This window comes from Lacinutrix jangbogonensis, from assembly GCF_000797445.1.
Taxonomy (GTDB): Bacteria; Bacteroidota; Bacteroidia; order Flavobacteriales; family Flavobacteriaceae; genus Lacinutrix; species Lacinutrix jangbogonensis.
In genome coordinates this window covers 95,251-111,583 of sequence record NZ_JSWF01000028.1, presented here as the reverse complement: position 1 = coordinate 111,583, position 16,333 = coordinate 95,251, and the positions used below count along the sequence as shown (strand labels likewise).

Annotated in this window: 13 protein-coding genes, 1 tRNA gene and 1 pseudogene; 4 read left to right on the top strand and 11 right to left on the bottom strand. The window is 31.8% G+C overall.

What is annotated here, in order from left to right; all coding sequences use genetic code 11:
- Positions 1-176: 176 nt before the first annotated feature.
- Positions 177-1,076 carry a thioredoxin family protein gene (locus RH82_RS09500; protein WP_034060219.1) on the top strand — a complete coding sequence of 300 codons (900 nt, stop codon included), beginning with the start codon at positions 177-179 and terminating at the stop codon, positions 1,074-1,076.
- A 170-nt stretch (positions 1,077-1,246) separates the two neighbouring features.
- On the opposite strand, the gene RH82_RS19110 is transcribed toward RH82_RS09500, so the two are convergent.
- The 6 genes and pseudogenes from RH82_RS19110 to RH82_RS09475 form a co-directional block, all read right to left on the bottom strand.
- Positions 1,247-2,095 carry a MutS-related protein gene (locus RH82_RS19110; protein ID WP_316930920.1) on the bottom strand — a complete coding sequence of 283 codons (849 nt, stop codon included), beginning with the start codon at positions 2,093-2,095 and terminating at the stop codon, positions 1,247-1,249.
- 32 nt (positions 2,096-2,127) lie between these two features.
- The gene (locus RH82_RS19105) at positions 2,128-3,015 is read right to left on the bottom strand and encodes a hypothetical protein (protein WP_316930919.1); all 888 of its coding nucleotides are present in this window, start codon (positions 3,013-3,015) and stop codon (positions 2,128-2,130) included.
- A gap of 5 nt (positions 3,016-3,020) precedes the next feature.
- On the bottom strand, positions 3,021-3,956 hold the full coding sequence (locus RH82_RS09490) for a M28 family peptidase (protein WP_052158289.1): 936 nt from the start codon (positions 3,954-3,956) through the stop codon (positions 3,021-3,023).
- Positions 3,957-4,443: 487 nt separating this feature from the next.
- Positions 4,444-5,040 (bottom strand): hypothetical protein, encoded by a 597-nt coding sequence (locus RH82_RS09485; protein WP_034060216.1) that lies wholly within the window; start codon positions 5,038-5,040, stop codon positions 4,444-4,446.
- A gap of 21 nt (positions 5,041-5,061) precedes the next feature.
- Positions 5,062-5,994, bottom strand: coding sequence for an OmpA family protein (locus RH82_RS09480; RefSeq protein WP_034060214.1), 933 nt, complete (start codon positions 5,992-5,994; stop codon positions 5,062-5,064).
- A 367-nt stretch (positions 5,995-6,361) separates the two neighbouring features.
- Positions 6,362-6,837: pseudogene (locus RH82_RS09475) on the bottom strand (CBS domain-containing protein).
- 113 nt (positions 6,838-6,950) lie between these two features.
- Between RH82_RS09475 and RH82_RS09470 the strand changes: the two are divergent.
- Positions 6,951-9,257, top strand: coding sequence for a M20/M25/M40 family metallo-hydrolase (locus RH82_RS09470; RefSeq protein WP_034060212.1), 2,307 nt, complete (start codon positions 6,951-6,953; stop codon positions 9,255-9,257).
- Positions 9,258-9,308: 51 nt separating this feature from the next.
- Here the strand turns inward: RH82_RS09470 and RH82_RS09465 are convergent, their stop codons facing one another.
- From RH82_RS09465 to RH82_RS09455, 3 genes are all read right to left on the bottom strand, one after another.
- On the bottom strand, positions 9,309-11,303 hold the full coding sequence (locus RH82_RS09465) for a M13 family metallopeptidase (protein WP_156112448.1): 1,995 nt from the start codon (positions 11,301-11,303) through the stop codon (positions 9,309-9,311).
- A 213-nt stretch (positions 11,304-11,516) separates the two neighbouring features.
- On the bottom strand, positions 11,517-12,050 hold the full coding sequence (locus tag RH82_RS09460; RefSeq protein ID WP_034060208.1) for a nuclear transport factor 2 family protein: 534 nt from the start codon (positions 12,048-12,050) through the stop codon (positions 11,517-11,519).
- Complete coding sequence (locus RH82_RS09455; protein ID WP_034060207.1) at positions 12,047-12,568, bottom strand: hypothetical protein; 522 nt, start codon at positions 12,566-12,568, stop codon at positions 12,047-12,049. Before RH82_RS09455 ends, RH82_RS09460 begins: the two co-directional genes overlap by 4 nt.
- Positions 12,569-12,777: 209 nt before the next feature.
- On the opposite strand from RH82_RS09455, the gene RH82_RS09450 reads away from it, so the two are divergent.
- Positions 12,778-13,728 carry an NAD-dependent epimerase/dehydratase family protein gene (locus RH82_RS09450; protein ID WP_034060206.1) on the top strand — a complete coding sequence of 317 codons (951 nt, stop codon included), beginning with the start codon at positions 12,778-12,780 and terminating at the stop codon, positions 13,726-13,728.
- Between the two features lie 207 nt (positions 13,729-13,935).
- Here RH82_RS09450 and RH82_RS09445 read toward each other — a convergent pair.
- Together RH82_RS09445 and rseP are read right to left on the bottom strand one after the other, a co-directional pair.
- Positions 13,936-14,009, bottom strand: a tRNA-Asn gene (locus RH82_RS09445).
- 68 nt (positions 14,010-14,077) lie between these two features.
- Positions 14,078-15,421: an RIP metalloprotease RseP gene (gene rseP / locus RH82_RS09440; protein ID WP_034060204.1), complete on the bottom strand. Its 1,344-nt coding sequence runs from the start codon at positions 15,419-15,421 to the stop codon at positions 14,078-14,080.
- Between the two features lie 167 nt (positions 15,422-15,588).
- Between rseP and RH82_RS09435 the strand changes: the two genes are divergently transcribed.
- Positions 15,589-16,260, top strand: a complete 672-nt coding sequence (locus RH82_RS09435) for an SCO family protein (RefSeq protein ID WP_034060202.1) — start codon at positions 15,589-15,591, stop codon at positions 16,258-16,260.
- Positions 16,261-16,333 lie beyond the last annotated feature (73 nt).

Genomic DNA, 16,333 nt, shown 5'->3' with positions numbered 1-16,333 from the left:
TACTTTAAGTTTGCTGTTGGTACAGATTTTTAGAAAATAAATGATTCTAGATTTACTTTTGGTTTAACTAATAAATCAAGCATCATGAACCATCCATAACTCAACTATGAAATTGAGTAAAAAATGCAAAATGGATGCAACATGTGACCTTTAAAAAACATTTAAAATCAATCATCATGACACGAACAGTTATTTTTACAATCATTACTTGCCTTTGCCTTTCTTTTAGCAATGGGCAAACCATAAACAAGCTAGTAAAATATGGAGACAATAAAGACATGCTTCTTGGAGAAATTAATAAAAGCGGTCTACAGTCTTTACCTTTTAAAGCATGGTTTAACAAAAACTACGACGATTATATTGTAAACAAAGACCTCGTTAAAACGCTTAAAAAAGACGTAAAAAACTATACTATTAAAGCATTTTTAGGCACTTGGTGTGGAGATAGTAAACAAGAAGTTCCTAGGTTCTATAATGTTTTGGAAACTGCAAATTTCCCTATGAATCAACTGGAAGTTATAGCTTTAGATAGAAGTGATGAGGCTTACAAACAAAGTCCAAATGGAGAAGAAAAAGGATTAAATATTCACAAAGTCCCAACCTTTATTTTTTATAAAGATGGTAAAGAAGTAAATAGAATTGTAGAACATCCAAAGGAAACTTTTGAGCGCGATATTTTAAAAATTATTACAACTGATAAATATAGATCAAACTACTATATTACAAGTTATCTTTATAATGTTATTGAAAGGAGTTCTATAGATTCGCTTAAATCTGTTGAAGCAAGTTTTATACCTAAAATGGCACAATATACTAAAGGAAGTCGTGAATTAAATTCTTTTGGTTATGTCTATTTAAGAAGTGATCAAACAGAAAAAGCCATGTATGTTTTAGATTTAAACGCTAAACTATTTCCACTTGATGCAAATGTTTTTGATAGTTTAGCCGAAGCATATTTTGTTACAGAAAATTATAAAGAAGCACTAAAAAACTACCATAAAGTATTAGTTTTAAAACCAGACGATAAGAATGCTTTGGAGATGTTAGAAAAGATTAAATTGGAAAATAAATTATAAATTAACATCTAAACATTGCTGAATGCATTCCTCTCTTTTTTAACTAAAGAGAGGTAGATGGATGAAATAAATTCTGAGAGTTTGACATAAAAATCAAAATGATTTTTTGAAACTAATTAACAATGAAGATCATCAAGTGATAAAAAAAATAATTAAAAAATAACCGCTTTTTAAACTATTTCCATCTTCTTCAATAAGAAACTCGCATTCATATTCTGGCAAATGCCTTGCTTGAAAGTGTAATCGAAATACAGCTCATCATCAATAATCTGGGCATCAAAATAGTAGTTTTTCACTTCCTCAAGTTCTTTTTCAATTTCGCAAAGACTTAAATCGTGCGTTGCAATAATACCTGTGGCATTGCTAGCTACCAATTTCTCCACAAATTTTCTTGAACCAATAGCTTTATCTGTGCTGTTAGTGCCTTTTAGAATTTCGTCTAGAATAATAAAATAGCTATCCGTTTTAATAGCATCAACAATGTGCTTTAAGCGCGTTAACTCACTAAAGAAGTAGGAACTGTCATCGGTTAAAGAGTCGCTTGTTCTCATGCTAGTAATCAGTTTTACAGGAACATATTCGCTAGACTTTGCACACACTGGCAAACCAACGTTTGCCATAACAATATGCAAGGAAACCGTTCTTAAAAACGTGCTTTTTCCAGCCATATTTGCACCTGTAATAATAAAAAACTGTTCGTTTTCAATCTTGAAGTCATTATCAATACGCTTTTCGGTTTTTAATAATGGATGTCCTAATTCACTTACTGTGGTTTGTTTGCCTATCTCCAAAATTTTAGGATACACATATTGTTTGTGATTAAAAGCATAGTTTCCTAAACTATTGTAAGCATCGAAAAATGTTACAACTTCAAACCAATCTTCTACTTTATCATGATAGGATTCAATCCATTGTTCAATGACCAAACTGTTTTTTATATCTGTTAAGAAATAACCATTCCCAAAAATGGCAGAAATAAGATTATTTCTATTATCTAAAGCATCCATCGCCTTGGACAAATCGGTTAAAATAGTAGATGCTTTTTTATCTTTTAACTGAATTTTTTTTGCTTTTCCTGAAGTAATTCGGAAGTGAAACTTTCGGTTTCTATGGCATGTAACAAATGTGCATACTGCCTAAACGTATCACGAATTTTATCTGTATTAGCCGCTAAATCATTTATCTTTTTTAAATATTTACCTGTTAATGCTAGTCCTACTAATAACCAATAGCCAAAAAATTCTATAGATATCACTTTGGTTATCCCTAAAACGAGAAGTAATAAAGAGCCAATAGCAAACACTAATGGTAATCGCTTTAATGCTTTAGGTAAAAACGATTGGTGTTTGTGTAACCATTTCACAATTTGATCTGGCTTGGTTTCCACTTTAATTAAGTCTGCAGTAGCTTGAAAATATTGTCTCCATTCTGATTTTGAAGAGAGTTCTTGTATCGCTTCTTGTCTCTTTTCTATATTTGAAATATCATTTGCTTTTAAGACATTAGACAATGCTAAAGCACCAATTTTTGTTGCAGTTCTATCTACAAACTGAAAGAAAGAACCACGACCAAACAAATCGATATCCAAAGCATAATTGTGCTGTGGATCTTGGAATTCTTGTCCTTCTTTTCTATGAAAAAAGTCTCCGGAACCAATTTTTAGTTCTTCTTCGTTAATAGACACTAAGGCCTTTTTTAAACTGTGTTCAGATTTTAATGCTGTATGTTTTGATAATAAATACAGAAATGCGATAACACCAACTAAACCAAAACCAAGTGCTATGTGCCAATTGTTAAAAGTAAAATACACACCAATAACTGTCCCAATAAAGAGAATTAATCTTGCCGTACTTAAAGCTGTAAGTTGTTTATAAATTTTAGAAACCTCAGCCTTATAAGTTGCTAATTGTTCTTGATAATATGAAATTGAATCTTGCATTAATTTTATAATTCTAAAGCATCAAATTTTGTAAAAACCTGAATAATAGTTTCTACTGCATCTTGATAAAATTGGTTGTCTATACGTTCGAAATCGTCTGTTGGTTTATGGTAATCTTCATGATCTGCAACACCAAAATAAATAAAAGGAATCTCTGCTTTATGAAAAGCAGCGTGATCGCTAGAATTAGTCCAGTTATCTCCATCTCCTAACCCTTCATGACCCATTAGTAAGTCTACCTTTCCTACATCTTTAAAACCTTCTATAGTTGGTTTTAACTGCGGGTAATATCGCGTTCCAACTGCAAAGAGTTCGTTTTTTTCGCTTCGGCTTATCATGTCCATATTTAAGTTTAAAACAATATTTCTTTGCTGGATAGTATTGTCTTTTACAAAATGATAAGCGCCTTTAAGTCCTAATTCTTCGGCATCGAAAGCCGCTAAAATCACATTGTATTTTGGTGGATTGGTTTTAAAGTATTCAGCAAAAGCAAACAATGCACTAATACCAGAAGCATCATCATCTGCTCCATTATATATTTTACCTCCTTTTATTCCTTCATGATCGTAATGAGCCGACAGGACAATATATTTTCGAGTGTTTTCTGTCCCTTTAACTAATCCTAAAATATTTTCAGCTTGATAATTTCCAAAGGTAAAAGGCTGTCCATAATTAGATCCTAAAGGCTTTACGTCTAATTCTACAAAACGTTCTATAATATATTCTTTTGCTTTTTTTGCTCCTTCTGTTCCTGTTCTTCTACCTTCAAAAGCGTCAGAGGATAAGGTTTTAATGTTTTTTAGTAAGGCTTCCGTTGAATAGGAATAATTGGTAATTGCAGTTGTATTTTCAACATTTTTAGGCGCTTCAGCCGTTTGTGCTTTACAAGTAATTAGCGAAGAACTAAGTGCTATAATGTATAATGGATATGTTATTTTCATATTAAATATTTTAAGTGTAAAGTTAAAAAAAAAGCAATTATGTTACTTAGTCTATAACCTTTTTATTAGGTACTGAGTGCTTTAAATTGAAAATCTAGAAGTAGATCAAAAAATGATTCTATTTGTTTTTTACTCTTTTTTTAAGACATCAGTTTTTGGAGTTTTGGTCGTACTTGTGAGTGATACTTGTTACAGGCCAAAGTTACTCTATTTTTAACCATTTAGTATAGCTAAAACAGCTTGGATTACATATTTTTAGGCGACTTGAATTCTGTTTAGAAAACCATGTTCAATTTACTAGACTACCTCTAACTCAATAAAAAGTAAATACGCTTTTATGAAGGCTTAACAGACCTATTATTCTATTGGTTTTATTACATGAAGAGTTTGGAGTATCACCATTTTAGGCTAAAATAGGTTCTATAAAAAAACCGTTTCTCCAAAAAATTATGGAAGAAACGATTTTTAAATTTTTTTGGAAAAAAAATTATTTTCCTCCATCTAAGGAGTTTTGCCATTCTTTTAATTTTTGCCATTCTCCAGAAGCTGCTATTTTAGCTTGATCTGGCCACGTTCCGGGCTTATGGATTTCGAAACGCTTTCCACCACTTTTTAAAACTTCTTTACACCTATCTACAGAGCAATCTGCTAAACCTGCCCAAGTGGTTACCTCATGGTTATGAAATAACTCTTTAATTTTTGGTCCAATACCTTCAACAACCGTTAAATCGTCTTCTTTTATCTTTTTCCCGAATGCTACTTTTGCTGCTGCTCCATCAAAAGTGACAGGAATTGACACACTAGAACTAACTGAATCCTCTCCTGCTATTGATTTTGTTGCCTTAGTAGCTATTTCTCCTCCAGAAGAATTCCCTCCAGAAAATGTAGATTTTTTACTTGCCTTACAAGCCTCTAAATCTGCTTCTAACTTAGAAATTCTGTTTTTATAAACATCTACTTCGTTAGCGTTATCATTGCTTTCACCACCTAAAAGGCGTCCTAATAAGTAGCCTAAAATTCCACAAATTACTCCTACTAGTAATGGTATTAACCAACATGATATGTTTGATATTAATAAAGTCATAATTATATATATATTTAATTGTTAATTTAATGTTACTACTACTCTTCTGTTTTTTGCTTTACCCTCTTCGGTATTATTATCTGCAATTGGCTCACTTGATCCTTTGGAGAAAGAATTAATTTTACTAGATAATATGCCGTTTCTAACGAGGTAATTTTTAGCAAATTCTGCCCTATCTAAAGCTAATCTAATATTTGTGTCTTTATTTCCAGAATTATCCGAATGCCCGATCGTTTTTATTGAAGCCTTATCCGCTTTATCTATAAACCTTAATATTCTAGCTACTTTATCACGTTGTTCGGCATTGAGGTTAATGGATGCGGAAGCGGTATCAAAATATAATACTAGTGGATTCGTTATAATAGCATCGTGAAGGGCTTTTAATCTATCAGATTCACTAGTATTATTCGCATCTATAGTTTTTATATTATAAGATAAAGGTCCATAATATCTATTCGAAGTATCTGGAACTAAACCATTATCCAATTTTCCATAGGTATTAATTACTTTTGAAGACATTCCATGAGACACAAAATAGTTTTTTACTGCATTTGCTCTTGCTAATCCAAGATTAGGAAATGCAGATGTGTTATTTTCTTCACTCTTATAGTATCCAGTAATATCAATATTTTTACCTGGGTTGTCTTTTATATATGTTGAAAGACTTTCTATTTCGGATTTTAATCCTTTAGATACAGGCTCTAAAACAGAAAAAGCAGAGCCTTTAAAATTAAAGTTATCGCTAGCATCAAATTTCAAACTGCTTTTTGAATCTATTGCCGAAAAAGCATTTTTTGTAACGGCTTTTGCTTCTGGTTCTGCAACTATATTTTCACCTTCTGCCTCTTTATTAGCGGCTTCCAAACATGGCTTGCAACAAAAAAAGTAATACAAAATAGTACCGAAAATAATCGTTAGCAAAATACCTAGAAGATAACTAGTTCTTTTACTCATTATAATTTTGATTTTAAGTTAGTGAGTCATAAGTTATTAAAAAAACCACTAATTTTTAACAGTTTTTTTATTTAATTATAAATAAAAACGTTAAAAACATAAAAAATCAATACATAATCAAGAATAACACGAGGTGATAATTTACTTTTTAATAAGTACAATATTAAAACTAAAGGCTTTTTGGCTATAAAAGGCCTTTGGTCATAATAAACCTGTATTAGAAGAAGAAAAAGGCATAACCGTTGAAGAATATATAAGATGGACGACTTTAGAAAACCCACTTTCAGATTAAAATTACTATCGCATAATAGCTTTATTTCTTAAAGATAAAAGACAATCTAGACGCTTTAAGAACTAGAACGCAACATTAAGGTTTCCAATTCTGTTGTTTCAATTTCATAGCTGCTTTTAAAATGTCTTTTTGGCTTATTTGCCCAACCAGCTTTCCGTCTTCAACTATAGGGAAACGACGTCTTTTAGAATCTAGAAACTGCTTAGCAGCATCAAACACATTAAGGTTCCCATCAATAGTTTCAACATTTATTGCCATGTGTTTCTCGATAGAGTTGTTTTCCAATGGCATATTATAGTAACGGCTATCGCTAATTTGTTTAATACAATCACCTTCAGAGATAATACCAATCAACTCATTCTTTTCATTTACAACTGGGCCTCCAGAAATTCTATGTTTGATTAGTATATTTACGACATCTTCAACCGACTGTGTTGGTTTAAATGTAATTAAATCTCGTGTCATAAAATCACTAACTTTAAAATCTGCTTGAATGCTATTGTTGTTTTTTTTGTCACTTTTCGTGCACCTTGAAAACTTTTAATACCCATATTGTTTGTTTTTGCGTTTTGAGATAAACTAAAGTTACTCATTTTAAGACAATTAACCTAAATGGTTTTCCTACTTAATAATTTATTACATTTATAACAACTTGTTAACCTCTATGGAAATGTTAAAAAAAGGCATCGCTTTACTAATAATTATAGCTTCAATTTATATTAGCTTTAAAGTATTATTACCTTCGAAAGTATCAGATTTATCCACGGAAAAGAGAGAATTCTCTACAGAACGCGCACTCATTCATTTGGATGAAATTTCAAAAAAACCACATTATGTAGGAACTAACGAACATAGAAGAGTTCGAGATTACATTGTTTCAGAATTAAATAACTTAGGTTTAAAAACCGAAATTCAAGAAGGCTACTCCATGACCAATTGGAATAACCTTACCAAGTCTAAAAACATTTTAGCACGTATTAAAGGAAGTGAGCGCGGGAAAGCACTAATGCTGCTAACGCATTACGATAGTAATCCGCATTCTGCCATTGGAGCAAGTGATGCTGGTTCTGGTGTTGTAACTATTTTAGAAGGCATAAGAGCTTTTTTAGCTAGTGGTAATCAACCTAAAAATGATATTATTATTCTTATTTCTGATGCTGAAGAATTAGGCTTAAATGGTGCAGATCTATTTGTAAAACAACATAAATGGGCAAAAGATATTGGTTTAGTCCTAAATTTTGAAGCACGAGGAAGCGGTGGACCTAGTTATATGCTTATTGAAACAAATGGCGGTAACGCTAATTTAATGAAGGCATTTGTAGCTGCAAATCCGCAATATCCTGTTGCGAATTCTCTTGCCTATAGTATTTATAAAATGCTTCCAAACGATACCGATTTAACTGTATTTAGACGTGATGGTAATATTGACGGTTTTAATTTTGCATTTATAGGTGATCATTTCGACTACCACACCGTAAAAGACAATTTCGAGAGGTTAGACAGAAACACTTTGGAGCATCAAGGGAGTTACTTAATGCCATTATTAAACCATTTTAGTAATGCAAATTTAGATACTATTAAAGCACAAGACGATTACATTTATTTTAATGCGCCTTTTGTAAAAACAGTTATTTACCCTTTTTCATGGATTCTACCTATGCTGCTTATAGCATTACTTATGTTTATTGGTCTTTTGTTTTACGGTAGTAAACAGAAAGTTCTAAAAACTGAAGCAATTGCATATGGTTTTATTGTTTTTATTTTAGCATTATTATCTAGCGGTCTAATAACCTTTTTAGTTTGGAAATCTATAATATTACTTTATCCAGAATACAATGAAATACTTCACGGATTTACCTATAATGGATATACTTATATCTGGTTTTTTGTATGTATTACATTATCTATTTGTTTTTATTTATACAGTAAAATAAACTTAAAACACAATGTAGCAAGCCTGCTTATTGCACCACTTACTATTTGGATACTATTTTGTGGTATTGTTGCATTCAAACTTCAAGGTGCTAGTTTCTTTATCATTCCTGTTTACTTTGCCTTAGTTGCTTTATTTGTTCTAATTAGACAGCAAAAACCAAATATTATACCTCTAGCGGTTTTATGCATGCCTGTACTTTTTATTATGACGCCCTTTATAAAAATGTTCCCGGTTGGTTTGGGGTTAAAAATGTTATTTGTAAGTGCTCTTCTCGTGGTTTTAATTTTTGGGTTTCTATTACCAGTATTGGGTTGTTTTAAACATAAAAAAAGATGGAGTTATCTGTTTTTGTTCTTCGGAATAATGATGTTCTGCAAAGCACATTTAAATTCAGGTTTCACAATAGACACAGCAAAACCAAACAGTTTAATTTATAGTTTAAATGCAGATACTAATCAAGCATATTGGGCAACTTACGATAATGTCTTAGATTCTTGGACAGAGAACTTTTTAGGCAAAACACCAGAAAAAACGACTATTAACAACCCTGTTTTTAGCAGCAAATATGGTACTGCCTTAACGTATAGTAAAAAAGCCCCTTTAAAATTTATATCTCAACCAATTATTGAAATTACTAACGATACTTTAATAGGAGATGAAAGACAACTTAAAATCACCATTACGCCTCAAAGGAATGTGCAACGTATAGATGTATTTTCTAGCCCTAAAAACAGTTTTAACACCTTTAGCATAAATGGTGTTTTGGTTGAAAAAACTAAAGACTCTTCGCTTGTTTTTACTGAAAGGAAAAACAACAGACTTTTTAGTTATTTTATAGTAGATAACGAACCTTTAGAAATGCAAATTACCATACCATTTAATCAAAAAAACACAACTTTCGAATTGTATGAATCTTCATTCGATTTGTTAACAAATGATCAATTTACGGTTCCAGAAAGAGACTTAAATATGATACCAAAACCTTTTGTTTTAAATGATGCCATAGTAGTAAAAAAGACAATAGTTATTGAATAAAAAAAGCCTCGAAAAAACGAGGCTCTTAAATTATTTGTTAGAGGTATTATATTACCAAATTCTCACACGATCTTCTGGTGCTATGTACATTTTATCTCCTTCTTTAATACCAAAGGCTTCGTAAAAAGCATCAATATTTAAAAGTGGTTGTACTGCTCTATTCATTCCTGGAGAATGCGAATCTGTTTTAATTCTTGTTTTTAAAGCATCGTCACGCATTTTGGTTCTCCATACCGTTGCCCAACTCATAAAGAAACGTTGTTCTGCAGTAAAACCATCAATATCTTCTGGCTTACCATCATCTCCATAACTTAATTGTAAAGCATCGTAAGCTGCTAAAACACCACCTAAATCACCAATGTTTTCACCTAAAGTAAATTTACCATTAATGTTAACGTCTGGCAATACTTCTATTGCAGAATATTGACTTGCTAATGCATCTCCTAAATTTTCAAATTGTTTCTTGTCTTCGTCTGTCCACCAATTGTTAAGGTTTCCATCCTTATCGTACTTAGCGCCAGAATCGTCAAAACTATGCGAAATCTCATGACCAATTACAGCTCCTATTCCTCCATAATTTACGGCATCGTCTGCAGTATAATTATAAAAAGGTGGTTGTAAAATAGCTGCAGGAAATACAATTTCGTTAAAAGCTGGATTAACTACTTGTGGCGCCATAAACCATTCTGATTTATCTACCGGCTTCCCTAACTTATCAATATCTTTTTTAAAGTTCCATGCACGTGCGTTTAATGAGTTTTGAAGGTAAGAACCTCCATCTTCAACACTACTAATTTCTAGGCTTGAATAATCTTTCCATTGATCTGGATATGCTATTTTCACTTTAGTTGCTCTTAATTTCTCAATCGCTTTTTTCTTAGTTTCTTCACTCATCCAGTCTAGCTTATTTATTCTATTTTCAAAAGCTAAAATCACATTTTTAATCATTTTTTCTGCTTTCGCTTTTGCCTCAGGTGGAAACTTACGCTCAACATACAACTTACCTAATGCTTCACCTACTGTGTTGTTTAAACTTCCCAAAGCTCGCTCTTCTCTTGCACGTTGTTTTTTAGCTCCGTTTAATTCTTTGCTATAAAAATCCCAATCTGCTTTATCTAACTCCATAGTTAACCTTCCTGAAGCGTTATTTAATGCTTTCCAACGTAAATAAGCTTTCCAATCGTCTACATTATTTTCTGCTAGAACCTCATTTAACCTTTTAAAATAGCCCAAATCACCTACAATAACAGTGTCAATTTCTTTAACCCCAATGCCCTTAAAAAAGTTTGACCATTTTACTTCTGGCACCATTAGTTGTAGATCGCTAATAGATCTAGGATTGTAACGATTGTCTGGATTACGACGTTCTACTTTATCCATTTTAGCTTCAGCCAAACGTGTTTCGAATGCCAGAATGATATTCGCATCTGTAGCAGCTTCCTCTTCACTATCTCCTAAATATTGTAACATTCTAGTAATGTGAGTTACATATTTCGCTCTCTTTTCTTTTGAGTCTGCATCATCTTTTACATAATAATCTCTATCTGGTAATCCAGTGCTTCCTCCACCAACATATGCAACATTACGGTTACTATCTTTTGGGTCTGCACCTACACCAAAACCATATAATCCGCCACCACCTTTTGGCTCCATTTCGATCATGTAAGCCTGTAAATCTCCACTGTTTTTTATTGCTGCAATTTTAGCTAAGTAGGGCTCTAAAGGTTTTAAGCCTTGTGAATCTCTACCAACGGTATCCATTATGGTTTGGTAATAATTTACTGCCTTTTCTTGGTCTGAACCTGGCACAACCGTAATGGTTTCTAGATCCTTATTAGTATTCATTGTCGCTTTTAAAATAGCTAATGCATCTTCATCTGTTTTTTTTCTAAGCTCCTGGAAACTTCCCCAAGTCGTTCTATCGTCTGGGATTTCGTTAGTTTCAAGCCATTTTCCGTTTACGTATTTGAAAAAATCATCGTTAGGCTTCACTTTTTTATCCATGAAGTCTAAATTAATACCTGGTACCTCTTCTAATTGCACCATATCTTTCTTTTCCTCTTCTTTACATGCAACGATACTAAGTATTGCAAAAGCGCCTAAAAAAGACTATTTAGTTAAATTTGTTTTCATTATTAATTGGTTTTATGATTATTCAGTGCTCTAAGTTACAGAGATATTTCAATCTAAAAACACGTTTTAACAAAAAAAAGCGCATTCAACTTAATGAATGCGCTTTCTAAACATCTATTTTTAAACCTATTTAAGCATTAGTTTTTTAGTGTATAAGTTATCAAATCCTGCCTTCAGTTTTACCACTTCTGTAACATCATCGTTTGGTATAGCTATAGATAATACATAATGAGCAACCTTCCATTGGTTATCTTCTAGTTTAAGTATTCCAGATCCTCTACAAAGCTTCATTTGTGTGTCTAGCAACTCATCAAACCAAGCAAGTTTTTGGTCTTCGTAAATATAAATATTTCGTTCTAAAGCTGAAAAACTCCACGCTTTCCCTTTATCGAAATAAGGTTTTGAAAAGGATTTAAAAGCTTCAATTTGCCAATTTTCTGATGCATCTGTCCCTATAAACACGCCATCTTTTGTCATTAAATTAAAGTAGTCATCGAAATTTGCTTCAGCAGCTGCCTTGTGCCAAAGATTTAAATTTACATTGATGTTTTCTTTAATCTCTTCTGTTGAAACACGTTTAGTCTCTTCGGTATCTATTTTAATTTCTGTTTTACAAGACACAAACAGTATGCTCAAAAAAAGTAGTGTAATTAATCTCATAACGAATCTGGTTTTATAATGTTTTGCGCTTCTTTTTCAAACTTCTTATTTATTTGAAGTGTAACATACGAAAACGATTGGAAAAGCTCTTTTAAAGCAAAAAGCTTTTCATTTTTATTAGATGTATTTAAATTTACTATTTCTCGAAATTTTAACAATTTAGTCCTTAAAATTAAAACCCTTGCTTTAATGGGTTCGCTATCTATAGTTTTTGGTGTTGTGGTCTCTATATCTTTAAGCGTGGTATTAAAAACCTCATCGTCTGACTTAAAAAAAATAAAATCGCCTTGTTTTGAGGCCACAATTGCTCTTGAAATAATATTATAAGCTACCCAAGAGTCTAATGTTATTTTGGCTTTATTATCTATCCCAAAATCTATATAATTAATTTTAGAAATGTCTTCTTTTGTAACCTTTGTCGAATCGTTTGTAGCTATAATAGTTTCTGTTGTTGTATTTACATCTTTTTTACATGCAGAAAGTACAACTAGTAATATTAGTGTTATTAAATGTTTCATTAATTAAAGTGTCTTGGTTAAGACCAGATAAACTTCAAATTTATTAGCAATCGTTTTAAAATTCACTTGGTATAATACAAATATATTATATTCAAGCATTTATGTTCTTACTAATATCACAAAAATAGACTCGAGTTATTAATATTTTGTTTTTAACTGAAAATTGAATAAAATCTGATTATTTTTGAATTATAATTTATACTTATATTATGTCATCAAAAATTTTAATTATTGGCGCTTGTGGTCAAATAGGATCTGAACTTACTTCTAAACTTAGAGAAATCTATGGTACTGATAATGTAATTGCAAGCGATATTAATACAAGAAAACTAGAACTCGTAAATTCTGGCCCTTTTACTATTCTTGATGCCAAAAACTTTAATGCTATTAAAGATTGTTGTAAAAACAATAATGTTAAAACCGTATATTTAATGGCTGCTTTATTAAGCGCTACAGGAGAAAAATATCCCATGGAAGCTTGGGACTTAAATATGAATTCTCTATTTCATGTGTTAAACCTTGCGAAAGAAAAAGTGATTGATCATGTATTTTGGCCTTCTAGTATTGCTGTTTTTGGACCTACAACTCCAAAAGAAAACACTCCACAATATACTATAATGGAACCAACAACAGTGTATGGAATTACTAAACAAGTTGGTGAGCGTTGGTGCGAATATTACCATAATAAATACGGTGTAGATGTTAGAAGTATTCGTTATCCAGGAATTATTAGCTGGAAAACGTTACCAGGAGGTGGAACAACAGATTATGCTGTAGAAATTTATCATAAAGCACTAAAAGAAAAGAAGTATGAGTGTTTTTTATCTGAAAACACTGCGTTACCAATGTTATTTATGGACGATGCTATTAAAGCAACTGTAGATATTATGACCGCTAATCCAGAAGCTATTGCAATAAGGTCTTCTTATAACTTATCTGGTATTAGCTTTACGCCAAAAGAAATTGCTGCATCGATACAAAAACACATTCCTGATTTTAAAATCACTTACAAACCTGATTTTAGACAACAAATTGCAGATTCTTGGCCTAAGAGTATAAATGATAGCGAAGCATGCGAGCACTGGAATTGGAAACATAGTTTCGATTTAGATGCCATTACTAAAGAAATGCTTACTCAGTTAAAAGAAAAAAATCAATAATTCTTCAACTAAATACTGATTCACAATATTCTGATCTCTGATTTCGGAACCCTAGACTATTTTGGGGCATCGAACTATTCCTCTTTTTTGGTGATATTACTAAATTTCGAAGTGAGTGTAAACCGTCTAAAACACTAGTTAAACTCAACAAAACATAAATTTTTACCATAAAAAAAGCCACTATTTCTAGTGGCTTCTGTAAACTTGCTCCTCTTCTAAGACTCGAACTTAGGACCCTCTGATTAACAGTCAGATGCTCTAACCAACTGAGCTAAAGAGGAGTGTTTTTCGCTGTTGCGAGCGCAAATATAATCTGTTTTTTAGATACCGCAAAACTATTTTTAATTTTTTAATTAAAAATCGCTTTAAAAATATCGTTTCCGTTGGCAAACAGCACTAAAGCTATTAAAATAAAGAACCCAACCGTTTGCGCATACTCCATAAATTTATCACTTGGTTTACGACCTGAAATCATTTCATATAATAAAAACATAACATGTCCACCATCTAAAGCAGGGATTGGCAATAAGTTAAGCACACCCAACATAATAGAAAGGAATGCTGTAATAGTCCAGAAGTTTTGCCAGTTCCAAAAATCTGGAAAGACATTTAAAATGGCATAAAACCCTCCTACTCCTTTATAGGCTCCTGTTTTAACATCTCCTATTACTTTAAGTTGTCCAAAGTATTTACCCATTTGTGTCGTAAACTTGTGATAACCCACTCCAAAACTTTCTCCAAAAGAGTATTCTTTAGTCTGCATAGTATAAAAGCCTAAATCCTGCATTTTTTTAGAGCTTACTCCATTTACAATACCAAGCTTTGCATTATTGTCAACCTTTAACCTTTCAGTAATTTGTTCATCACCTCTTAAAAATACAACCTCAACTTCTTGACCTTTAAGATCATTTAATATTGGAGCTAACTGATCCCTGTACTTAGTGCTTTTACCTCCAACAGTTTTTATAATATCACCTTCTTTAAGATTAACTCCTTTGTTTAAAGAAGAGTCTTGAATAGCTACAACAACAAAAGGAAAACGCATTTCAAAAAAGCCGCCTCTACTTTTGCTACTTGATAATTGTCCTAAAAAGTCTTCTGGTAAAGTAATAGTTTGCTCTAAGCCATCTCTTTCGAAAGAAACAGATTCCGCTCCAATTATATTACCTCTAATATCTTCAACGTTAACAACATCAAAATCACCTACTTTAGTAATATTATCACCCGTTTTAAACCCTATTTTGTTCAATAATGGATGTTCTATTAAATAACCGTCTTGAATACTGGAAGCGTCAATAAATCTATCACCGTAAACAAAAGACAGAGAAAAATAGATTACATAAGCCAATAGAAAGTTTACAAACACACCACCGAGCATAATAATTAAACGTTGCCACGCTGGTTTAGATCTAAATTCCCAAGGTTTTGGCTCCTCGGCCATCGCCTCGGTATCCATACTTTCGTCGATCATTCCAGAAATTTTTACATAACCTCCAAGAGGCAACCAACCTATTCCGTAGACGGTATCACCAATTTTTTTCTTAAAAAGTGAAAATTTAACATCAAAAAATAAGTAGAATTTTTCTACTCTAGCTCCAAATAGTTTTGCTGGTATAAAATGTCCAAGCTCGTGAAGTATTATTAATAGTGAAAGACCCAGCAGAAACTGAGAGATTTGTATAATGATTCCCATGTAATTTATCTATTCATTTTTATAACGCCCAAAAGTAAGTATTTAGACTTAGTTTAAAAAGCTATTATTGTAATGCTTTGCTATTTAACAGCAATTTATGAGCTGCAAAAATGGTTTAACAAGTGTTTGCATCGTATTTTTGTAAAAGAAAAATTCAAATTTAGTTTATGCTTTCTTTTTTTAAAGACTACAAAAAATTTGCTATTGGCTTTTTTATCCTTTCAGCACTTATTATTTCAATAATTTATAACGTTTTAAATGTTGAAAAACCCTTACCTATCTACCAACCTGCCAACTTCGAACCTAAATTAGTAGACAGCACTATTCAGCATGTGAAAAAATACCATAGAATAGCCGATTTTAGTCTTATTAATCAAAATGGAAAAACCATCACACAAGACGATTACAAAGATAAAATCTATGTAGCCGATTTCTTTTTTACGACTTGCCAAACAATTTGTCCAATAATGACAGATCATATGTACGACATACAAAAAGAATTTATAAACGATAAAGATGTCATGTTGCTCTCACATTCTGTAACTCCAGTTATTGATAGTGTGCCCCAACTTAAAAAATATGCTAAACTTAAGGGTGTAAACGATACGAAATGGAATTTAGTAACTGGAGATAAAAAGCATATTTACGAATTGACTAGGAAAAGTTATTTTGCAGTTTTGACAGATGGAAATGGAGACCAATTCGACATGATTCATACAGAGAACTTCATCCTAATAGATAAAAAGCAAAGAATTCGTGGTACTTACGATGGTACAGATCCTGAAGCTATTTCTCAATTATTAAAAGACATCAAAAAATTAAAACGTATGGAGAAATAGACCTTTATTCAATTACAATTTTTTAGCTTAAGTTTTTTCTCTTACTTTTGCTTCTTTAAAATCAATCTAAATA